Source organism: Sphingobium limneticum, from assembly GCF_008710165.1.
In the GTDB taxonomy this organism is placed as follows: domain Bacteria; phylum Pseudomonadota; class Alphaproteobacteria; order Sphingomonadales; family Sphingomonadaceae; genus Sphingobium; species Sphingobium limneticum.
Genome location: NZ_VYQA01000004.1, coordinates 166,726 through 188,944, shown reverse-complemented (window position 1 = coordinate 188,944; position 22,219 = coordinate 166,726). Strand labels below are relative to the sequence as shown.

Here is a 22,219-nt window from a genome sequence, read left to right as displayed (position 1 = left end):
ACTGCACAATAAGCCTTTTGCACTGCGTCCGCAACCATTATTGTGCAGTGCAACAAAATTGACATCGACGATACGACCGCTTTTCTACACGGCCGGCCGAAAGGCCCGGAAACGCGGGCTTCCGCGTCCTTTTACCGAGCCTTTACGTAGCGGCCCGGCGCATCCTCGATCGCCTTCAAACGCCCCTTCCCCGGCTGCCGCGCGCCCTTCGTCGGCACCTGACGCGAATCACGGTCGCCGATCCAGGCGCGCCAATCCGGCCACCAGCTACCCTTCGTCTCGGTCGCCGCCGCAAGAAAATCGTCCAGCGTCGCCTGCGGTTCTGTGGAAGCCCAATATTGATATTTATTCGCCGCCGGCGGATTGACCACCCCGGCGATATGGCCCGACCCCGCCAGCAGGAAGCGCATCGGCCCGGACAGATTTTCCGTCAGTTTCCACACGCTTTCCAGCGGCGCGATATGGTCTTCCCGCCCGGCCTGTACGTAGGCGGGGGTCATCACCTTGGTCAGGTCGATCGGCGTGCCGTCCACGCTGATCGCGCCGGGTACGACCAGCAGATTGTCACGATAGAGCTGGGTCAGATAATCCCTGTGCCAGCGGGCCGGCAGGTTGGTCGTGTCGCCATTCCAGTAGAGCAGGTCGAAGGGCGGATAATCCATGCCGAGCAGATAATTATTGACGACATAATTCCAGATCAGGTCGCGCCCGCGCAGCAGGTTGAAGGTCGCAGCCATGTAGCGCCCGTCGAGAAACCCCTTGGACGAAAGCTGTTCGACCATCTTCATCTGATCGTCATCGACGAACAGGGTCAGGTCGCCGGCCTGGGCGAAATCCACCTGTGCGGTGAAGAAGGTGGCGCTGGCGACCTTATCCCCCTGCCCCCGCGCCGCCAGCAGCGCCAGCGTCGCGGCCAGCGTGGTGCCGGCCACGCAATAACCGATCGTATGGACGCTCTCCACCTTCAGCAGGTCGCGCACCGTGTCGATCGCGTCGATCTGACCGCGCAGGATATAATCGTCCCAGACCAGATCCTTCATCGAGGCGTCGGCGGATTTCCACGACACCAGAAACACGCTGATCCCCTGATCCACCGCCCATTTGACGAAGCTCTTTTCCGGCGACAGGTCGAGAATATAGAAACGGTTGATCCAGGGCGGGAAGATGATGAGCGGCGTTTCCAGCACCGTTTCCGTCGATGGCGCATAATGAATCAGCTGATAGAGGGGGGTTTCGTGAATGACCTTGCCCGGCGTCGCGGCGATATTGCGGCCCAGCTCAAACTGCGTGCCATCGGTATGGGTCAGCTGCCCTTTCTCCAGGTCGGCGAGCATATGCTTCAAGCCCTTGACCAGATTTTCGCCGCCGCTTTCGATCGTCTTTTTCATGACGATCGGGTTGGTGAGCGGGAAATTCGACGGGGACAGCGCGTCCAGCATGCCGGTGGTCGTGAAGCGCAGTTTCTGCTTCACCTTGGGATCGACGCCATCGACCGCATCGGTCAGGCGCGTCAGATAATCCGACACGAGCAGATAGCTTTGGCGGATGAGGTCGTAAAAGGGATGTTCCGTCCAGGCGGGATCGGCGAAGCGACGGTCACGCGCCGCCGCAGGGCTGCCAGCCGGGGCGGGATCGGGCTGATCGCGCAGCAGGCCGCCCGAATCCAGGAAACGCTGCCACAAAGCCAGTCCTTCGTCGGCGAAGCTGGTCTGGATGCGCGACACGGTTTCGGGATCGAAGGGCAACACGCGGCCTGTCGCGCCCGCTGCCTGTTCCAGCATCAATTGCTGGGCGCGGCCGATGACCTGCGTCCATTGCTGCATCTGTTCCAGGGTCGGCAGATGGGGTTCCATGACATCGGTTCTATCCATGGCCACCTTGCTCCTCCTGGCATCATCATCCTGCGCCGCTTTCACTGGCGTGTCGCTATCGGCCGGGTTATAGCCAGATTGTGACACGTCAACGGCGTGCCGCGCACTATTCCCTACAGAGAGCTTTCAGGAAAGCCCCTATAATGTCCGAAGAATTTTACCGCATGAAGCGTCTGCCGCCCTATGTCATCGCCGAAGTGAACGGCATGCGGGCCGCCGCGCGAGCCGCGGGAGAGGACATTATCGACCTGGGCATGGGCAATCCCGACCTGCCGCCGCCCGACCATGTCATCGCCAAACTGATCGAAGTGGCGCAGAAGCCGAGCGCCCATGGCTATTCGCAGTCGCGCGGCATTCCGGGCCTTCGCAAGGCGCAGGCCAATTATTATGCGCGCCGTTTCGGCGTGGAAGTAGACCCCGACAAGGAGGTCGTCGTCACCATGGGGTCGAAGGAAGGGCTTGCCAGCCTGGCCACCGCGATCACCGAACCGGGCGACGTCGTGCTGGCCCCCAATCCCAGCTATCCGATCCATACGTTCGGCTTCATCATTGCCGGCGCGACCATTCGCTCTGTGCCCACGACGCCGGACGAAAATTATTTCCGGTCGCTCGACCGCGCCATGGCCTTCACCGTGCCGCGCCCGTCGATCCTGGTGGTCAACTATCCGTCCAATCCGACGGCCGAGACGGTGGACCTGGCCTTTTACGAGCGGCTGGTCGCCTGGGCGAAGGAGAACAAGGTCTGGATCCTAAGCGATCTGGCCTATTCCGAGCTTTATTATGACGGCAATCCGACGCCTTCCATCCTTCAGGTGCCGGGCGCCAAGGATGTCGCGATCGAATTCACGTCGCTGTCCAAGACATACAGCATGGCTGGCTGGCGCATGGGCTTTGCCGTTGGCAATCAGAAGCTGATCGCCGCGATGACGCGGGTGAAATCCTATCTGGACTATGGCGCTTTCACGCCGATTCAGGCGGCAGCCTGCGCGGCGCTCAACGGGCCGCAGGATATCGTCGAGAAGAACCGCGAACTCTATCACAAGCGCCGCGACGTTCTGGTGGAGAGTTTCGGACGCGCCGGATGGGACATTCCGCCCGCCCGCGCCTCCATGTTCTGCTGGGCGCCGCTGCCGCATGCGCTCAAGGACATGGGATCGCTGGAGTTTTCCAAGCAGTTGCTGACCCATGCGAAGGTCGCGGTCGCGCCGGGCGTTGGTTATGGCGAGGATGGCGAAGGCTTCGTGCGCATCGCCATGGTCGAGAATGAGCAGCGGCTGCGGCAGGCCGCCCGCAACATCAAACAATATCTGAAATCCATGGGCGTCAATACGCCGGCCAAGGGCGCAGCCTGACGGGTGCGGCGCTCCGGTTCGTGCCGGAGCGTCTTGACCCCCGGAAAAGTGGCGTTTTGCGACGCATTTATACCGGATGCCGCCCCTTGCCCCGCGTCCCGCGATGAAGGATAGATTCGCGGGATGAGAGGTGCCCTTTGATGATCCCCCTGCCCCAGGTCAGCCAGGTCGCACAGACCATTCAGCTGGCGCTGGCCCCGGTCTTCCTGCTGGCGGGCATCGGGGCGTTCCTGAACGTCTGCGTCAGTCGACTGTCGCGGATCATCGACCGGGCGCGCGACGTGGAAAAGCTGGTGCTGTCCACCCGTGGCAAGGAGCATGACCGGATGGTCAGCGAAATACGCGTGCTCGATCGCCGGATGAGCGTGGTCAACATCGCGATCTTCCTGTCGGTCGCCTCCGCCTGCGCCGTGTGTCTGGTCGTGATCCTGCTGTTCGCCGGCAATTTGTTCAACGCGCATCTGGGCACGCCGATCGCGATCCTGTTCAGTCTGGCGATGCTGTTGCAGGCGGCGGCCTTTGCCACCTTCATCCAGGAAATCCGGCTGGCGTCGCGGATCATCCATATCCGCAACGAAGTGCTGTTCCATAAGGCGGAAGAAGAGGAGGCGGCATGACCCGCTTCACCGTCAACGACCGGCCGATCCAATATCGCATGGACCCGCACACGCCTTTGCTATGGGCATTGCGCGACGCGTCCAACCTGACCGGCACCAAATATGGGTGCGGCACCGGCGATTGCGGCGCCTGCACGGTGGATATCGATGGCGAGGCGGTGCGATCCTGCCAGGTGACGATCGGCAATACCGAAGGCCGTTTCGTCACCACGATCGAAGCGCTGTCGCCCGATCGCGGCCACCCGCTGCAACAGGCCTTCGCCGCCGACAATGTCTCCCAATGCGGCTATTGCATTCCTGGCGTCATCATGGCGGCGTCCGTGTTGCTGCGCCGGACCAACGATCCGTCGGACGAAGAGATTGACGGGGCGATCACCAATATCTGCCGCTGCGGCATCTATCCCCGGCTGCGGGGGGCGATCAAGCGGGCCGGGCGGATCATGCGGGGCGAAGAGCTGGGCGGCAGCGCGGCGCCGCCGCCGGGCATCACCCCGGAAGATGCGGCGCGGACCGTGCCGGCCCTGGGACGTCCCGCGCCTCAGCCGAAGCGATAGCCCGACACCGTCCAGCCCAGGACCGAGCTGCGATGGGTGCAGATCGCGCCATCGTCTCCGCCGGCGCCCAGTGCCACCATCAGCGGCAACAGATGTTCTTCGCGCGGATGGGCGAAATGGGCGTGGGGCAGTTGATCCCAGGCGGCGACACGAGTGGCGCGCGCCTGCGAATCGGGATCGGTCACGGCGGCGGTCAGGGCATCGTCCCAGAGTGTCGAGGGCGCGATCGCCTGCGGCCCGCGAACCCGCAAATTGTGGAAGCTCATGCCCGAGCCGACGATCAGCACGCCTTCGTCGCGCAAGGGGGCGAGCGCCCGGCCGGCGGCGATATGGGCGGCGGGATCGAGGTCATGACGCAGCGACAATTGCGCGAGCGGAATGTCGGCATCGGGCAGCGCCACCTTCATGGGAATGAAGACGCCATGGTCCCAGCCGCGCGCCGTTTCCTCACCCGTGGCGAAGCCGGCATCGCGCAGCAGCGCGGCGGCGCGGTGGGCGAGGTCGGGCGCGCCCGGTGCATCCCAGCGCAGGTCGTAGGTGTGCGGCGGGAAACCATAATAGTCGAAGAAGAGCGGCGGCCGATCGCCGCTATGGACGGTGAAGGCCGCTTCCTCCCAATGGCCCGACACCAGCAATATGGCGCGGGGCCGTTCCGGCAGATCGGCAATCAGGCCTGCCAGATAATCCTGCATCGGCTGCCACATCGGGTCGCTGTGCGGACGGTCGGGATCGGTCGGGTCCATGAAGAAGCAGGGTCCGCCGCCATGGGGAATGAAGAGGGTTGGCTGGGTCATCATGGGGTCCGGAAATAGGATTTCGCGGGCTTAACTTCGCACATTTCCCGCATGGTTCGACATTTTGTTGCTTGGCGACGATCCTATCGGAAAGTCACCTGTCTGCCAGCCATCCTGTCGTCATCACAGCGCCAACACGCAATGTAGGACAGGATAGTCGGCATGCGAGATAGATCGGCGCAGGGTGGCCGTTCCGCAATCGGCGAGGTGGAAACTGTCCGTTTCGCTGTCCGCGCAGAGCGTTTCGAAAGGTTGGCGTGCGAGGCGAGCCTAATGCGCCGCTTTGCGGACTCTCCCCCGACCCCTCCCTGAAAGGGACGGAGAAATAGCACGCTTTAGTTGCCCGCCTCGATCACCGGGGCGAGCGCTTGTGCGAGGGTCGCACCGCTATAGGGTTTCTTCAACAGCGTCACCGCCTCGAACCGGGCAGGCAGTTCCAGCCCGTCGCCATAGCCGGTGGCGAAGAGGAAGGGGATGCCGCGTTCGGCGAGCATATCCGCGATCGGCAAGCTGGTTTCATGGCCGAGGTTGAAGTCCAGCACGGCCAGATCGACCGACTGGATCGCAATCGCTTCATGCGCGCGACCGACGCTGGCGGCGGTAACGACGTCCGCGCCCAGATCGCGCAGCGCATCCTCTCCATCCATGGCGATGATCATATTATCTTCGACCAGCAGAACATTGCGCCCTTTCAGCAGGCCGGGCACGACCGGCGCGGCCGGCTTGGCGCGATCGGTGGCGGTCACATCGGGCAGGACGGAAACGACATGGATGGACGGGATGCAGAAATGCGCCTCTATTCCCGCCAGTCGATAGCTGATTTCGGCATGGCCGCCCAGATCATAGGGAATGGACCGTTCGATGACGGTGGAGCCAAAGCCTCGCCGGGTCGGCGCGACCACCGGCGGGCCGCCGCTTTCGGTCCAGTCGATCAGCAGGCTGCCATCTTCATCCACGCGCCAGTCGATCTTCACGGTGCCGCTGTCCGACAGGGCGCCATATTTGGCGGCGTTGGTCAGCATTTCGTGGATCACCAACGCCAGCACGGTGAAGCAACCGGGCGTCAGCAGCACATTGGGACCGGATAATTGCACCCGATCGCTACGTTCGCCCAGATAAGCGCCCGATTCGACTTCGATCAGGTCGTAGAGGCGCGCCGGGCTCCAGCGGTCAGCGGTAATCTGATCATGGGCGCGGGCCAGCGCATGGACGCGGCTTTCCAGCGTGCCGATAAATTCGTCCACCGAACGGGCGCTGTCGCGCGTCTGCGACAACAGGCCCCGGATCAGCGAGAGGATGTTGCGGACGCGATGATTAAGTTCCGCGATCAGCAATTCCTGCTTCTCATGCGCGCGCTGCCGCTCCGCATCGGCGGAATCGGACATGCGCAATATGACTTCGAGCAGCGCGGTGCGCAGCGCTTCGGCCACCCGCAGTTCGGCGGGCAGGAAGGGCAGCGCCACGCCCTTCACCAACTGCGACCAGGATTCGAAACTCTTGCGCGGGGTCAGGCGCGGGCCATTCGGCCCATATTCGATTTCCTTTTCCGGATTGCCTGCCCAGCGCACGGATCGCAGCTGTTCGGCGCGGAACAGCACGACATAATCGCGCGGCCGGCGAGACAGGGGGATCGCGAGTACACCCGACACGCGATCGGCATAGGCCGCCGCTTCGGGCAGAACCGAGGAGAGGCTGTCGGTGGTATAGACTTGGCTCGCCGCAACACGGTTTAGCATCGACACGATCGCGACGAAGGCGGACGCGTCGGGCGCCAGACCGGAAAAGGTCATCTGCCCGTCGATATAGACGCCCACGCCATCGGCGGGAATCGTGTCGAAAATGATGTCGCCCAGCCAGCGGGCATTGGTCAGCAGGTCATGATCCTGCGCCACCGCCGACAGCAACCGGTCGGCCACCTGTCGCGCCTTGCCTTCATAGGTGGCCGTTTCCGCGCGCTCGCGGCTTTCCAGCATCATCGAGAAGATCTGGCCGAACAGTTCGGCCGCGCTGCGCTGCGCGAAGGTCGGCAGGCGCGGAGCATAATGGTGGCAGGCGAACAGGCCCCACAGCTTCCCCTCGACGATGATCGAGATGGAGAGGGAGGCGCCCACGCCCATATTGCCGAGATATTCGATATGGATCGGCGATACCGCGCGGGTGAGGCAGAGCGACATGTCGAGCGCCGCGCCGGTCGGGTCCAGCGCAGGGACGACGGGCACCGGCGGCGCCTTCACATCGGCGATGATGCGGAAGATGTTGCGCAAATAGAGGGCGCGGGCCTGAGCCGGAATGTCGGAGGCGGGATAATGGAGGCCGAAGAAGCTGTCGATGCCGGGCTTCAAAGCTTCGGCGACGACTTCGCCATCGCCGCCATCGGCGAAGCGGTAGACCATGACACGGTCGAAGCCGGTCAGTGCCCGTACCTGCCGCGCGCCATCACGCAGGAAGGCGGTCATGCCCTCTGCCTGGGCCAGACGGGCGACCATGGAGCGGACGGTGCTGCTCGCCTCCATCTCGTCATGGCTGGCGGGTTCCGCCTCCACCACGACCAGCTGACCGGAGAAATGGACGGCCACGTCGAAGGGCGGGCCGCCGGCGATCAAGGGAATGGAAAAGAGCCGCTCGACCGAATCGGGACCACGCAGCAGGGTGATGCGGTTGCGCAGGGCATGGATGGCTTCGCCGTCCAGCAGGGCCGCGATCGGCTTGCCCAGCATATCGTCGGGGGTCAGGCCGATAAATTGCGCGCTGTTGGCCGACACGCGCGACACCAGCCAGTCGGCGGTCAGCGCGATGAGGAAGCCGAAGGGCTGAACCGTGCCCAGCACATGAATGGGCTCACGATCGCAATTGCTGAGGTCGACGGAAAAATTGGGCTGGTCAGCGTCGCGATCAGCCATGGGTCGATGCCTGGCCCGCCTGCTGTCCTGCCTGCGCAAACAGGGCGAAGGCGGCCTGCGCGCCCTGCACGGCGTCGTCCAGCCAGCCTTCGCCGCCTTCCGCCGCAGCGCCGTCGAGCGCGCGTTGGAAGGCTATCCATTCGCCCTTGCCATGGGCGGCCGAGAGATAGGCCTTGGGCAGGCCAGGGGCGACCTGTCGCGACAGCATGGCGCCGCCCAGTCGCGATCCTTCCAGCGTGTAACGCAGGCCCCAGTGGAAGCCGTCGGCCACATTATCGTCCAGCGTCAGAGGTTCAGGCAGGGGAAGGTCAAGGGCAGCGAGATCCTGCGCCAGCAGCGGCAGGCGCGGGGCCTGCGGTTGTGCGGCGGCTTCGAGTCCGCCGAGCGCGCGGGCATGAGCAGTCAGGAAGGCGCGATAGTCGCTGGGCGAATCGAGCGCGAAATCGGCATAGATGGCGTCTACCCGGCGATGGCTGTCCATCGTCGCTTCGCGCAGAACCTGGCGGACGGAGGGCGTGTCAAAGCCAGCATCGGAAGATTTCGTCACTCGTCAGTCCTATAGTCAGTTTCACGGTGACGCACTGATCTGGATCAGCTTTTCGACCGATTCCGGGCGTTTATCCCGCGTGCAACACGCACCAACGGACAGTGGCTGTTCGCATGGCTCCTGTCTATCGTCCCGCGCCGATTCTTTCAAATCGCTGCATGACGAGTTCAGCATCACGACATCGGACCTGCCCTAGAAGCCAGATCATGAGGGGGCGTAGTGCCCCCGATCCAGGAAAGTCACGACGATGTTGAGGAAGATGATGCTGGCGGGGCTGATGGGTGCGACGCTGCTGAGCGGTATCGCCCCGGCCCATGCGCAGAGCAACCAGGAGCAGCGCGGCAATCGCGGTGGCGAGCGGGAAGGACGCGGCGATCGCGGCAACCAGCCGCGCGGCAATGACGCGGCACAGCGCTGGCAGCAGCGTATGGGCGAGCGCGCCGCCGCGCCGAATGTAGCGCCGCGCCCGGACGTCCGCCCGGACGATCGGCCGCAGCAGCGCCCCGACCAATGGCGCGGCGACCGCAATCAGCCCGATCGCGGGTTGGAGAATGTCGCACGCGACCGGCAGCAGCAGACGCAGAACTGGCGCGACCAGCAGCAGCGTCAGGACAATCGGCAGGATTGGCGCAATAACCGTCCGGATGATCGGCGCGACGGGCGCGACGACCGGCAGGATTGGCGCAACGACCGGCGCGACGATCGCCAGGACTGGCGGAACGATCGGCGGGATGATCGCCAGAATGATCGACTGAATCAGCGGTGGAACGACAATCGCGGCTGGACCGGGAATGATCGAAACAATGGCGCCTGGAACAATGGCGCCTGGAACAACGGCCGCCGTTTCGACGATCGGAGCCGCTGGGCGAACCAGCGTCGCTGGGACAATGGCTGGCGCCAGGACCGTCGCTATGACTGGAACAGCTATCGCAACCGCTATGGCGATCGCTATCGCATGGGTCGTTATGATGCGCCGCGCGGTTGGGACTATGGCTATCGCCGCTTTTCGGTCGGGATCTTCCTGAACAGCCTGCTCTATTCGAACAGCTACTGGTTGAACGATCCCTATAGCTACCGCCTGCCGCCGGCCTACGGCTCGCTGCGCTGGGTCCGCTATTATGACGACGCGCTGCTGGTCGATGTGCGCGACGGCTATGTGGTCGACGTGATCAATAATTTTTTCTGGTGATTGGCGGTACCGGCCCACACCCCCGCCCGACCGCCCACAGGCTACTATCGTTGGGTGGTCGGGTGGGGGTGTGGGCCGGTGCAGCACCGTGCGTGTGAGCGCACCCAACGATTTCTTCTTCCTGGACTGGCCTTCAGGAAATACTGGCCCCGGCATGGAAACATGCCGGGGTCTTTTCATGCCGGTCCTCTCTGTGGCAGGACGCCGCCATGAACGAAGGACAAGATGATGGCGGCACGGCGTCGCCGCTGCGCGCTGGGATCGGCGAGGATGTGCGCAAGCGGCTGGACCGCAATCCGATGGTGCATCGGATCGCCGCGCCCGATCTGGAGATATATGGCCGCCAGCATTTCCTGAGCGAAGAGGAATGTGCCGGGCTGCGCGCGCTGATCGACGCCGATGCCAAGCCTTCGACGCTGTTTTCCGGCAGCGCCAATGCCGATTATCGCACCAGCCACAGTTGCAACCTCAACCCCTGGGAGGAGCTGGTCATGGGGATTAGCGACCGGATTTGCGCGATGACCGGCCTGCCCGCCCGCCATGGCGAGACGTTGCAGGGGCAGCGCTATGCGCCGGGGCAGGAATATAAGGTCCATTGCGACTATTTCCCCGTCACCGCCAGCTATTGGCCGCAGATGCGGACCAGCGGCGGGCAGCGGACATGGACGGCGATGATCTATCTTTCCCCTGTAGAGGCCGGGGGCGAAACGCACTTCCCCCAATGCGAATTCATGGTGCCGCCGGTAGAGGGCATGATCCTGATCTGGAACAATATGGGTCGCGACGGGGCTCCCAACCGCAAGAGCCTGCACGCCGCGCGGCCGGTGGAAAACGGCACCAAATATGTCGTGACCAAATGGTTTCGCGAACGGCCGTGGGGCTGACGCGGTTACATGTGCGGTTACACTTTGCGACATAAATGACTGGAATCTGACTGCTTCATTCCCCGACCGTTCAGTTGGCAGGGCCCATATCTCCTCTTGTAGGCGACGGAACCAGATCCTTCCGGACAGGTTCAGCCGCCACGGAATATGGGAGACAAGATCATGCGTAAGTTCATCATTCTGGGCCTGCTGGCCGCCACCGTCGTCCCCAGCGTCGCATCGGCCCAATCCTATGGCGAAGCGCGTCGCAGCGAACGCAACCTGCGCGAAGAGCAGCGCGACCTGCGCCAGGCGCAGCGTTATGGCGACCGCCGCGATGTGCGCGACGCGCGCCGCGACGTGCGCGATGCCCGTCAGGAAGTGCGCGAAGACTGGCGCGATTATCGCCGTACCCACCGGGACGTCTATCGTGGCGGCAACTGGCGTGCGCCCTTCCGCTACAGCCAGTGGAATGCTGGTGCGCAGCTTCGCCCGGCCTATTATAACTCGCGCTATTATATCAGCGACACCAACCGCTATCGCCTGCCCCGTCCGGGTGTGAACCAGCGCTGGGTCCGCCACTATAATGATGTGCTGCTGGTCAATGTCCGCACCGGCCGCGTCATCACCGCCCACCGCGCCTTCTTCTGGTAAGCCCAGATGACAAAAACCGCCCCGATCGCAAGACCGGGGCGGTTTCCCTTACCCCCACTTGGCCGCGCCGCCCGTTTCCGGGCGCACGCGGCCGATGACGTGCGCAAGGCGCGTCACCAGTCCGAAAGGGGGGTGGACCGATGCGGCAAACGCCCGACCCGGCAAAATGTTCCGGCCCGGTATTGATCCAGATCAGGCCGCCAGCGCCTGCGCGATCAGCTTGCGGCTGTTTTCCACGCCGTAGAGCGCAATGAAGCTGCCCATGCGCGGCCCCTGATCGGCACCCAGCAGAGTCTGGTAGAGCGCCTTGAACCAGTCGCGCAGTTCGCCAAAGCCGAACGCCTCATCCTTGCCGATGGCGTAGACGATATTCTGGACGTCTTCCGCGGTCACATCGGCCGGCAATGCGGCCAGTTCCTCGTCCAGCTTGCGCAACGCGGCGGCTTCATGGGCCTCGGGCGCGCGGCGCTGAAGCGTGGGCGCCACGAAATCGCGATGATAGGTCAGCGCATGGCCGATCAGCGCATCCAGTTCGGGATAGGTTTCCGCGCTGGCACCCGGCACATAATTTTGCAGATAGCCCCACACCTGTTCGGGGCTGGCATCGCCCATCACGCCGACCAGGTTGAGCAGCAGGCCGAAGGTCACCGGCAGTTCGCCGTCGGGCAGCTTGCCATCATGGATATGATGGACCGGGTTGCCCAGCTGCTGCTCGATCGCCTGCTTGGCATAATTGCCGCGGAACTGCCAATATTCATCCACCGCGCGCGGGATGACGCCCATGTGCAACTGCTTGGCCTTTTTCGGTTCACGATAGGCGTAGAAAGCCAGGCTTTCCTGCGGGCCATAGGTCAGCCACTGCTCCAGGCTGAGGCCGTTGCCCTTGGACTTGGAGATCTTCTCGCCCTTTTCGTCCAGGAACATCTCGTAATTAAAGCCCTCGGGCGGACGGCCGCCGAGCGCACGGCAGATCTTCGACGATTGCGTGACCGAATCGATCAGATCCTTGCCCGCCATTTCATAATCGACGCCCAGCGCATACCAGCGCATCGCCCAGTCGACCTTCCATTGCAGCTTGGCCGCGCCGCCCAGGATCGACTGTTCGATGGTTTCGCCTTCATCGACGAAGCGGACGATGCCCGCTTCTGCATCGACCACCTCGACCGGCACCTGAAGTACGATGCCGCTCTTCGCGCTGATCGGCAGGACGGGCGAATAGGTCGCCTGCCGTTCCTTGCGCAGGGTCGGCAGCATGATGTCCATGATCGCCTGATAGCGGCGCAACACCTGACGCAGCGCTTCGTCGAAGGCCCCGGCCTGATATTGCTCGGTTGCCGACACGAATTCATAGTCGAAGCCGAAACTGTCGAGGAACTCGCGCAGCATCGCATTATTGTGATGGGCGAAGCTTTCGAACTTTTCGAACGGGTCGGGCACCTGCGTCAGCGGCTTGCCCAGATATTCGCTGAGCATCGCCTGATTGGGGACATTGTCGGGCACCTTGCGGAAACCGTCCAGATCGTCGCTGAACGCCACCAGCCGGGTCGGGATATCCGACAGTGTGTGGAAGGCGTTGCGGACCATGGTGGTGCGCAGCACTTCGTTGAACGTGCCGATATGCGGCAGGCCCGACGGGCCATAGCCGGTTTCGAACAGGATATGTCCCTTGTCCGGCGCGCCATTCGCGTAACGTTTCAGAAGCTTGCGCGCTTCTTCATAGGGCCAGGCCTTGGATGCGGTCGCGGCGGTGCGCAGGATATCGGACATTGTCATGATGCACGCCCCCTAAACCCTGCTAAAGCGAAAGAAAATGCTATTCGGCGACAAAAGCGCTTTGACAATCGTTCGCAACTTTAGTTTTCGTTAACCTTGCGTATCGATAATGGACCGACAGGAGGCGTTATGCAGATACAGCGCAGCCGCGAGCGTATTGCGGTGGACATTCCCATCGTCGTCACGACGGTGCTGGACAGCCTGGAAGGCGTGATCGTCGATCTGAGCGAAGGCGGCGCACAGGTGGTGGGCTGCACCCTGCCCGCGCGGTCGCAATGCCAGATCGATCTGGACGGCTTCATCGTCTTCGGCACGGTCCGCTGGTCCGAAGAGGATCGCATGGGCATTCGCTTCCCCTATGAATTGAACGAAGGCCCGCTCTACGAGCGGCTCGAAATGGCCCGCGCCGCCAAGCGCGCACCGGTCGCGTTCCAGCCGCGCCTGCACGCAGCTGGTCAGCAACAGACGGGCTTTGGCAGCGCCTATGTCGGTGGCGGCGGCTTTGGCCGGCGAACGGGCTGACGCCCTTCCCGGCGCGAAACCCATATTTCAGGTTTTCCTTTTGTTCCTGCTCGCCTAGATCGGGCGGGTGATCGATCCCGCCACCCTGCCCGCGCTCCACGCCAGCCATGGCGGCATCTGGCTGCGCGAAGGCGACCGCACCCAGGCATTGGCCAAGGGGCAGGCGATCGCGCGCAGCGCCGAAACGCCGGTGCTGCTGCTCAACGCACCGCTGACCGGCCAGCGGCTGGGCTATCCTGAACTCAACGGCCTCGACCTGCTCGAACTGTGGGCCTTCCTGCACCCGGCCCGCTTCCTGGTGCCGACGCCCAAGGGGCTGGCAGAAGCGCTGGGCCTGCCCCCGCCGACGAGCGAGGGCGATATTCCCGCGCTGCTGCAACAGGGCGCGGCGATGCTGCTCGCTCGGATGGACGCACCCGACTGGAAAGAGCGGGAGGGCGGATGGACTGCGGCGCAATCGTTGCATCGGCTGCGCTGGCCCTGGTCGCCGCTGGTCGCGCCGCGCATCGCCCGCCCGCGCGAGGCGGAGCGCTGGCTGTTCACCAAATTGCCGGAATGGGAGGAGGCGCAGCCCCGCCCTGCCCCGCGCACCATCAGCCTGAAGGAAGATCAGGTGCTGGCCCGGCTGGATGCGCTGACCGGCAAGGGCGCCGAACCGCGCCCCGGCCAGCGTGCCTATGCAGCAGCCGCCAGCCTGGCCTTCACCCCGCGCAAGCATCGCGACCAGCCCAATATGCTGCTGGCGGAAGCCGGCACGGGCATCGGCAAGACTTTGGGCTATCTGGCGCCCGCCTCGCTCTGGGCCGGGGAAGCACAGGGGACGGTTTGGGTTTCGACCTATACAAAGGCGCTGCAACGCCAACTGGACCGCGAATCGCTGCGCCTGTTCCCCGATGCGGCGGTGGCGGCAAAGCGGGTGGTGGTGCGCAAGGGGCGGGAAAATTACCTCTGCCTGCTCAATCTGGAAGATGCCTTGCAGGGCGGCTTTACCGGGCGCGCCGCGATATTGGCCCAACTGGTCGCGCGTTGGGCCGCGTTCAGCAAGGATGGCGACATGGTGGGCGGCGACCTTCCCGGATGGTTGCCGACTTTATTCCGCCGTAACGGCTCCACCGCACTGACCGACCGGCGCGGCGAGTGCATCTATGCCGGCTGCCCCCATTATCGAAAGTGCTTCATCGAGCGATCGGCCCGCGCGTCGGCCGATGCCGACATCGTCATCGCCAACCATGCGCTGGTGATGATCAACGCCGCGCGCGGGCGGGAAACCGGGCAGCGGCCGCAGCGCATCGTCTTCGACGAAGGCCATCATCTGTTCGATGCGGCGGATTCGACCTTCTCCGTCGCTTTGTCGGGGCAGGAGGCGATCGAACTGCGCCGGTGGATCATGGGGCCGGAAGGCGGATCGCGCGGGCGGCGCCGGGGGTTGGCGGCGCGACTGTCCGACCTGGCCAGCTATGACGAGGAAGGCGGTCAGGCGATCCGCGCGGCGATCGACGCGGCGCAGGCGCTGCTGGCCGACGAGTGGCTGAAGCGCGTCGTCGCGGGCGAGCCGTTCGGGCCGCTGGAAGCGCTGCTCGCCGCTGTACGGGGTACGGTCTATACCCGCGCGGAGGCTGCGGGTGAGGCGGATGCCGGCTATGGGCTGGAGACAGAACTGGCCGAACCCGATGGCGCGCTGGTCGAAGCGGCGCAGGAAGCTGCATTGGCGCTGGATGCGCTGATCAAGCCGCTGGTACGGCTGGCGCGGCGGCTGGAGGCGGTGATCGAGGATGCGCCCGACTGGCTTGACGGCGCGGCCCGCGCGCGGGTCGAGGGGGCGATCGCTTCGCTTGGCTGGCGGCGCGATCTGATCGCGGCCTGGCTGGCCTTGCTGGCGCGGATCGGCGGGCCGGCCGACCCGGACTATGTCGACTGGATGACGGTCGACCGGATCGAGGGGCGCGAGTTCGATATCGGCATCCACCGCCACTGGCTGGACCCGACGCGGCCGCTGGCCGAAACGGTGCTAAAGCCGGCGCAGGGCGTGCTGCTGACGTCCGCGACGCTGAAGGGCGGGGGCGACTGGTCCAATGCGGAGGCGCGCAGCGGCGCAGTCCACCTGCCCCATGGCGCGGAGCGGTTCGAGGCGAGCAGCCCGTTCGATTATCCGGGGCGGGCCGAAGTGCTGATCGTCACCGACATCAAGCGCGGCGATATTGCGGCGCTGTCGGGTGCCTATGGCCGGTTGATCGAGGCGGCGGGCGGCGGCACGCTGGGGCTGTTCACCGCGATCCGGCGGCTGCGGGCCGTGCATGCGCGTATCGCCGACCGACTGGCGCGGGCGGGCTTGCCGCTTTACGCCCAGCATGTGGACCCCATGGATACGGGCACGCTGGTCGATATCTTCCGCGACGATCCGCGCGCATCGCTGCTGGGCACCGATGCGTTGCGCGATGGGGTGGACGTGCCGGGCCATTCGCTGCGGCTGGTGGTGATGGAGGGCGTGCCATGGTCAAAGCCCACGGTGCTGCATGCCGCGCGGCGGCTGGCCGGCGGGGGCAGCGCCTATGACGACCGGTTGATCCGGGCGCGGTTGGCGCAGGCGTTCGGGCGCCTCATTCGCCGGGCCGAGGACAAGGGCAGTTTCGTCATCCTGTCCGCCGCGATGCCGAGCCGATTGCTGAGCGCCTTTCCGCCCGGTACGCCGATCCGCCGGCTGACGCTGGACGAAGCGATCATCGCCGTCAGCGTGCAGGCCAGAGAGCAAAGCCTTGGCGAAACGGTCCTGTTAGGGCATCAGGGGCGCGAATCCGGCCTACCCCAACAGGAGACACAATGAAGAGGCTGACCCTGTTGCGCCACGCCAAATCGGATTGGGACGATCCGGTCGCGCGCGACTTCGACCGGCCCTTGAACCGGCGGGGCGAGAAGGCCGCCATGCTGATGGGCCAGTTTGCCGCGCAGCGCGCCATGCGCTTCGACATGCTGGTCGCTTCGCCGGCGGTGCGGGTGGTGCAGACGTTGGAAACCTTCTTCGCCGGCTATGGCGAGACGCTGGACGCGCGGTGGGACCGGCGCATCTACCTCGCCTCCGCGCCTACCTTGTTCGACGTGATCCGCGACCTGCCCGACAGTGCCGACGGTGCGCTGCTGGCGGGCCATAATCCGGGGCTGGAGGAGTTGATCCTGGACCTGGTCCCCGACGACGGCGTCAATCCGTTGCGCGAGGATGTGGAAATCAAATTCCCGACCGCCAGTATCGCGGTGCTGGACCTTCCCATCGACCGGTGGGCAAATGCGCGGGAAAATATCGCGACCCTCGCCAGCTTCACCCGCCCACGCGACCTGGACCCGGCATTGGGGCCGGGTAGCCGCTAACCCGCAAACCCGTCCGTCGCGCGGATCAGGGCGTCCATGATGCCCGGCTCATTATAGGCGTGGCCCGCGCCCTCGATCATGTCGAAGCGCGCCTGCGGCCAGGCGCGGTGCAGCGCCCAGGCGGTTTCGGCCGGGCAGGCCATGTCGTAGCGACCCTGCACGATGACGCCGGGAATGGCCGCCAGCTTGCCCGCGTCGCGGATCAACTGACCGTCCTCCAGCCAGCCGCCATGGACGAAATAATGATTTTCGATCCGCGCGAAGGCGAGCGCGAAATCATCCGCATCATGGGTCGCCGATAGCGCCGGGTCGGGCAGCAGGCGGATCGTCTCGCCTTCCCACACGCTCCAGGCGCGGGCGGCGGCGATTTGCGCGGCGCGATCGTCACCGGTCAGGCGGCGGCGATAGGCATTGACCAGATCGCCCCGTTCGCTCTGCGGGATCGGGGCGACGAACCGTTCCCATTTGTCGGGATAGATGCGGCTGGCGCCTTCCTGATAATACCAGTCAATCTCGCTTTGCCGAATCGTGAAGATGCCGCGCAACACCAGTTCCGTCACCCGATCCACATGCGTCTGCGCATAGGCGAGCGCCAGCGTCGAGCCCCAGCTGCCGCCGAAAACCAACCATTGCTCCACACCCATCATCGCGCGCAGCCGCTCGATATCGGCGACCAGATCCCAGGTGGTGTTCGCTTCAAGATGGGCGTGCGGGGTCGATCGGCCGCAACCACGCTGGTCGAACAGCAGCACATCGTAGCGCGCGGGATCGAACAGGCGGCGATGGTCGGGCGAAATGCCACCGCCCGGCCCGCCATGTAGAAACACGGCGGGCTTGGCGCCGGGCGTGCCAGCCCGTTCCCAATAGATATGATGGCCGTCCCCGACATCGAGATGACCGGAGGCATGGGGTTCGATCGGGGGATAAAGCGTGCGCATGATGCTACCTTAGAAAGCGGCGGCGGCGAAGGAAAGCCTTTGAACGCAAGGCACGGGATGCCCCTGACGCGCGTTGCCGCCATGCTGGCCCCATGGACCTGACCGATCTCGACCGCCATGGCGCCGTGCGCCTGCCCGCCTTGCTGTCGCCCGACCAATGCGCTGCCCTTATCGCGCTATGGGAAGACCCCGCCGTCTTCCGCAAGGAGGTGGTGATGGCGCGGCACGGCTTTGGCAGCGGGCGCTATCGCTATTTCGCTTACCCCCTGCCCGATCCGGTCGCGATGCTGCGGGCGCGGCTCTATCCCGCACTGGCACGCCACGCCAATGACTGGGCGGAGAGGCTGGGTACGGGCGACATCTATCCGGCGCGCCACGCCGATTATCTGACGCACTGCGCATTGGCGGGGCAGGACAAGGCGACGCCGCTGATGCTGCGTTACGAGGCAGGCGACTGGAATGCGTTGCATCAGGATGTCTACGGCCCGCATATCTTCCCGTTGCAGGTCGCGATCCTGCTGTCCCGGCCGGAGCAGGACTTTTCCGGCGGCGCCTTCGTCCTGACCGAGCAGCGGCCGCGCATGCAGTCGCGCGCAGAAGTTGTGCCGCTGATGCAGGGCGATGCCGTCGTCTTTCCGGTGCGCGACCGGCCGGTCATGGGCGCGCGCGGCGTGTATCGCGTGCAGATGCGCCATGGCGTCAGCCGCCTTCTGTCAGGCGTGCGCCACGCATTGGGCATCATTTTCCACGACGCGCCCTGACGCCCGGCCAGCCCCCGTTCAGCCGGCATGATTACATCTTGCGACAAATATCGCTGGTTGTTGCCAGAATTTTGCGACAAGCGCCTGCTAGTCCAGCGGTCAGATCAAAGAATGTTGTGGGGGTTTTCGTGCGTCTTTCCGCGTCCATCATCAGTGTTGCGCTCATGTCCGGGGTCGCGCCGTCCGCGCTGATGGCGCAGGAGGAAGCCAAGGCAGTTCAAGCGGCGCAAACCGCGCCGGTGGACGATGGCGAAGAGATCGTGGTCACCGGCCAGCCGCAGCGCGGATCGGTGATCGGCAATGTCCAGCCCGAACAGCAATTATCCGGCGCGGACGTGCGGGCGCTGGGCGTCACCTCCATTTCCGAACTCATCACCGAATTGGCGCCGCAGACCAATGGCACACCGGTCATCCTGCTGAATGGCAAGCGCATTTCCAGCTTTTCCGAAATTCAGGATATCCCGTCCGAAGCGGTGGCGCGGGTGGACATATTGCCCGAACAGGTCGCGCTGTCCTACGGCTATGCGCCGACGCAGAAGGTGGTGAACATCGTCCTGCGCCAGCGTTTCCGCGCGGAGACGGCCGAGGGGCGCGTCGGCACGACGACTCAGGGCGGGCGCGAAAATGGCAAGGTGGAAGCGGGCCTGCTGCGCATCCAGGGCGACAATCGCTTCACGCTGAACCTGCAATATAGCCGCGCCGCGCAATTGCTGGAGAGCGAGCGCGGCATCACCGCGACCGCGCCGGGCCGCCCCTATGCGCTGAACGGCAATATCGTGGGCACCGGCACCAACGGCGAAATCGACTCGGCGCTGTCGGCACTGGCCGGCCAGACCGTCACGGTGGCCAGCGTACCGGGCAGCGCGGCGTCGGGCGCGCCCTCGCTCAGCGATTTCGTCGCGGGCGCCAACGTCACCAGCGTCAGCGACCTGACCCGATACCGCACGCTCAGCCCGGAGACGGAGAGTTTCTCGGCCAACGCCACGCTTGCCCGCGCGCTGGGTGGTATATCGGCGACCTTGAACGGGCGGCTGGAACTGTCGGACAATGATACGCTGCAGGGCCTGTCGTCCGCCGCGTTCGACCTGCCGGCCGGCAATGCCTTTTCGCCCTTCTCCAACGATGTGACGCTCTATCGTTATCTGGCGCAGGGCGGCGCCTTGCAACAGCAGATCAAGGGCACGACCGGCCATATCGGGCTGACCCTGAACGGACAGCTGGGCGGCGGCTGGCAATGGTCCTTCACCGGCAATGGCGACCTGTCGATCACGCGGACGCGCACCGATCGCGGCCTGTCCACCGGCGCGATTCAGGCCGCGCTGGATGCCGGCGACGCCAGCGTCAATCCCTATGGCAGCTTCGCGCCGGACCTGATCGCCACGCGCCTGACCGACCGCGCCCGCGCCAAGAGCCAGGCGGTGCAGGGCGACCTGTTGATCAGCGGCACCTTGTTCGATCTGCCCGCCGGCGGCGTGACCACGTCGATCAGCATCGGTGCGTCGGCCAATGGCTTTACCAGCCGATCGGTCCGGTCCGGCGTGGAAAGCGGCAATGATTACAGCCGGGAAATCGGGAGCGGGCAGATCAGCCTGGACCTGCCGATCACCAGCCGGTCGCGCGGCGTGCTGGGCGCGGTGGGCGATATAGCGGTCAACCTGAACGCCGCCGCGCAACATTATTCGGATTTCGGCACACTTTCGACGCTGGGCTATGGCGTGCGCTGGAAGCCGGTGGATGCGGTACAGATATTGGCGTCCGCCAATCAGGATCGTGCTGCGCCGACGGGGGCGAACATCACCGATCCGCTGATTTCCACGCCCAACGTGTCCGTCTTCGACTATGCGACCGGCCAGACGGTGTTCGTCACCCAATTGTCGGGCGGCAATGCGGCGCTGAAGGAAAGCGTGCGCGACCAGTTTCGCCTGAGCGCGCGGATCAAGCCGTTCGAAAAGCCGAACCTGACGATGACGGCCACTTACCTCAACAGCCGCACGCGCAACCCGATCGCCGCTTTTCCGACGCCAACGCCGGCGCTGGAGGCGGCCTATCCGCAACGCTTCCTGCGCGATGCCGATGGCAATTTGTTGCAGGTCGATGCGCGGCCGATCAATTTCCTGTCGTCGCAGAGCGAACAGCTGCGCTGGGGCGTGGACCTGTCGGTCCCGATCAAATCGCATATCCAGAAGCTGGTGGAAGCCTGGCGCGCGTCCGGTGGCAAGCCGGAAGACCGTCCGCCCGAATTGCAGGCGCTGTTCGGCAACCGCCAGCCCCGCGCAGAAGGCGGTCCGCCGCCGGGCGAAGGCGGTGGCGATCGGCCGCGTGGCGAGGGCGGCAATGCAGGTGCAGGCGGCGGCAACGGTCCGCGTGGCGGCAGCTTTGGCGGCCCCGGTGGCTTCCGTGGTCCCGGCGGCAATGGCCAGGGCGGCGGGCGGATGACCTTCAGCCTCTATCATACCTGGCATCTGACCGAGAGCATCCAGATCGCGCCGGGCGTACCGCAACTCAACCTGCTGGACGGCGACGCCACCGGTTCTTCGGGCGGCCAGCCCCGGCATGAGCTGGAGGCGCGGATCGGTTACATGAACAACGGCATCGGCGCGCGGCTGGGCATCGACTGGGGAAGCGGCACCCATGTGGACGGCGCGTTGACGGGTACGGCGGGCGGGTCGTCGCGGCTGAACTTCGGCAGTCTGGCCACCGCGAACTTGCGCATCTTTGCCAATCTGGGTCAGGTACAGGGGCTGGAGCGCAAGATCCCCTTCATGCGGGGCGCGCGCATATCGTTCAACATCGACAATATCTTCAACCAGCGGCGCGAAGTCACCGATGCGACCGGAGCGACCCCATTGCGATATCAGCCGGGCTATCTGGACCCGCTGGGCCGCACCGTGTCGATCAGCTTCCGCAAACTGTTCTTTCCCAATTTCGCGGCCAATCGCCCACGTAGTTAAATGTCCGTTAGGCACGGCTAAAGCTTCTCGTTCCCCGGCCGTTATGATGTCCATAATGGTTGGGGAACCGAGATGATGAAGCCTGTCAGAATAGTGGTGGTCGATGATTCGCTGACCATCCGTGCGATGATCGAGACGTTGCTGGAACGCGACCGCCGCATCGAAGTGGTCGGCATCGCTCGCAATGGCGAGGAAGCGATCGACATGATCCGGCTGGAGAAGCCCGATGTCGTGACGCTGGATATCGCCATGCCGGGCAAGGATGGCCTCATGATACTGGACGAGATCATGGACATGGAGCCGTGCCCGGTGATCATGCTTTCCAGCCTGATGCGGGACGGCGCGCCGATCGTCGCCGAGGCGATGGACCGGGGCGCGGCGGCCTGTTTCAACAAGGCGATGATCGTGCGGGAAGCGACCCGCTTCATCGGCCTGATCCGCGATCTGGGTCGTGGCCTGGTCGTGGCGGAGCCGGAACCGGTGGCGATCGCCGCCTGATCCAAGCTTGGCCTGTTTCGAAAAGGGGGAAGGCGGGCATCTGCGTCTTCCCCCTTTTTGTTGTTCCTTTGCCAC

The 22,219-nt window shown here is 64.6% G+C and carries 18 protein-coding genes; 12 read left to right on the top strand and 6 right to left on the bottom strand.

The genetic code is table 11. The features are described 5' to 3' along the window. Positions 1-131 precede the first annotated feature (131 nt). Positions 132-1,871: a PHA/PHB synthase family protein gene (locus F4U95_RS07365; protein ID WP_150425166.1), complete on the bottom strand. Its 1,740-nt coding sequence runs from the start codon at positions 1,869-1,871 to the stop codon at positions 132-134. 143 nt (positions 1,872-2,014) lie between these two features. Here F4U95_RS07365 and F4U95_RS07360 point away from each other — a divergent pair, with 143 nt between their 5' ends. The 3 genes from F4U95_RS07360 to F4U95_RS07350 all read left to right on the top strand — a co-directional run bounded on the left by F4U95_RS07360 (position 2,015) and on the right by F4U95_RS07350 (position 4,394). Beyond that, entirely contained in the window at positions 2,015-3,223 is a 1,209-nt protein-coding gene (locus F4U95_RS07360) for an LL-diaminopimelate aminotransferase (RefSeq protein ID WP_150425165.1), read from the top strand. A gap of 140 nt (positions 3,224-3,363) precedes the next feature. After that, the gene (locus tag F4U95_RS07355; protein ID WP_120251602.1) at positions 3,364-3,840 is read left to right on the top strand and encodes a DUF2721 domain-containing protein; all 477 of its coding nucleotides are present in this window, start codon (positions 3,364-3,366) and stop codon (positions 3,838-3,840) included. Beyond that, positions 3,837-4,394 (top strand): (2Fe-2S)-binding protein, encoded by a 558-nt coding sequence (locus F4U95_RS07350; RefSeq protein ID WP_150425164.1) that lies wholly within the window; start codon positions 3,837-3,839, stop codon positions 4,392-4,394. Before F4U95_RS07355 ends, F4U95_RS07350 begins: the two co-directional genes overlap by 4 nt. Here F4U95_RS07350 and F4U95_RS07345 read toward each other — a convergent pair. The 3 genes from F4U95_RS07345 to F4U95_RS07335 form a co-directional block, all read right to left on the bottom strand. Next, positions 4,379-5,188, bottom strand: a complete 810-nt coding sequence (locus tag F4U95_RS07345) for a DODA-type extradiol aromatic ring-opening family dioxygenase (RefSeq protein WP_150425163.1) — start codon at positions 5,186-5,188, stop codon at positions 4,379-4,381. The genes F4U95_RS07350 and F4U95_RS07345 overlap by 16 nt on opposite strands. Positions 5,189-5,523: 335 nt before the next feature. Beyond that, positions 5,524-8,088, bottom strand: coding sequence for an HWE histidine kinase domain-containing protein (locus F4U95_RS07340; RefSeq protein WP_150425162.1), 2,565 nt, complete (start codon positions 8,086-8,088; stop codon positions 5,524-5,526). Then, entirely contained in the window at positions 8,081-8,569 is a 489-nt protein-coding gene (locus F4U95_RS07335) for a biliverdin-producing heme oxygenase (protein ID WP_150425261.1), read from the bottom strand. Before F4U95_RS07335 ends, F4U95_RS07340 begins: the two co-directional genes overlap by 8 nt. Before the next feature lie 313 nt (positions 8,570-8,882). On the opposite strand from F4U95_RS07335, the gene F4U95_RS07330 reads away from it, so the two are divergent. The 3 genes from F4U95_RS07330 (at position 8,883) to F4U95_RS07320 (ending at position 11,341) form a co-directional block, all read left to right on the top strand. Next, positions 8,883-9,824 (top strand): RcnB family protein, encoded by a 942-nt coding sequence (locus F4U95_RS07330; protein WP_246171520.1) that lies wholly within the window; start codon positions 8,883-8,885, stop codon positions 9,822-9,824. A gap of 209 nt (positions 9,825-10,033) precedes the next feature. Continuing rightward, on the top strand, positions 10,034-10,708 hold the full coding sequence (locus F4U95_RS07325; protein WP_150425161.1) for a prolyl hydroxylase family protein: 675 nt from the start codon (positions 10,034-10,036) through the stop codon (positions 10,706-10,708). A gap of 162 nt (positions 10,709-10,870) precedes the next feature. Then, the gene (locus tag F4U95_RS07320; protein WP_120252280.1) at positions 10,871-11,341 is read left to right on the top strand and encodes an RcnB family protein; all 471 of its coding nucleotides are present in this window, start codon (positions 10,871-10,873) and stop codon (positions 11,339-11,341) included. 192 nt (positions 11,342-11,533) lie between these two features. On the opposite strand, the gene F4U95_RS07315 is transcribed toward F4U95_RS07320, so the two are convergent. Beyond that, a complete protein-coding gene (locus tag F4U95_RS07315; RefSeq protein ID WP_150425160.1) occupies positions 11,534-13,114 on the bottom strand; it encodes a lysine--tRNA ligase in 1,581 nt (526 codons plus the stop codon). 129 nt (positions 13,115-13,243) lie between these two features. Between F4U95_RS07315 and F4U95_RS07310 the strand changes: the two genes are divergently transcribed. The 3 genes from F4U95_RS07310 to F4U95_RS07300 all read left to right on the top strand — a co-directional run bounded on the left by F4U95_RS07310 (position 13,244) and on the right by F4U95_RS07300 (position 16,996). After that, entirely contained in the window at positions 13,244-13,636 is a 393-nt protein-coding gene (locus F4U95_RS07310) for a PilZ domain-containing protein (RefSeq protein WP_120251595.1), read from the top strand. A gap of 67 nt (positions 13,637-13,703) precedes the next feature. Further along, a complete protein-coding gene (locus F4U95_RS07305) occupies positions 13,704-16,457 on the top strand; it encodes an ATP-dependent DNA helicase (protein WP_150425159.1) in 2,754 nt (917 codons plus the stop codon). Further along, a complete protein-coding gene (locus F4U95_RS07300; protein WP_120251593.1) occupies positions 16,454-16,996 on the top strand; it encodes a SixA phosphatase family protein in 543 nt (180 codons plus the stop codon). The genes F4U95_RS07305 and F4U95_RS07300 overlap by 4 nt, the downstream gene beginning before the upstream one ends. Here the strand turns inward: F4U95_RS07300 and pip are convergent. Beyond that, positions 16,993-17,934, bottom strand: a complete 942-nt coding sequence (gene pip, locus F4U95_RS07295; protein ID WP_120251592.1) for a prolyl aminopeptidase — start codon at positions 17,932-17,934, stop codon at positions 16,993-16,995. The genes F4U95_RS07300 and pip overlap by 4 nt on opposite strands. A gap of 92 nt (positions 17,935-18,026) precedes the next feature. Between pip and F4U95_RS07290 the strand changes: the two genes are divergently transcribed. The 3 genes from F4U95_RS07290 (at position 18,027) to F4U95_RS07280 (ending at position 22,144) form a co-directional block, all read left to right on the top strand. After that, positions 18,027-18,695, top strand: coding sequence for a 2OG-Fe(II) oxygenase (locus F4U95_RS07290; protein ID WP_150425158.1), 669 nt, complete (start codon positions 18,027-18,029; stop codon positions 18,693-18,695). 164 nt (positions 18,696-18,859) lie between these two features. Next, positions 18,860-21,646, top strand: a complete 2,787-nt coding sequence (locus tag F4U95_RS07285; RefSeq protein WP_249042148.1) for a TonB-dependent receptor — start codon at positions 18,860-18,862, stop codon at positions 21,644-21,646. Positions 21,647-21,718: 72 nt separating this feature from the next. Next, a complete protein-coding gene (locus F4U95_RS07280) occupies positions 21,719-22,144 on the top strand; it encodes a response regulator (protein ID WP_232015773.1) in 426 nt (141 codons plus the stop codon). The last annotated feature ends 75 nt before the right edge of the window (positions 22,145-22,219 follow it).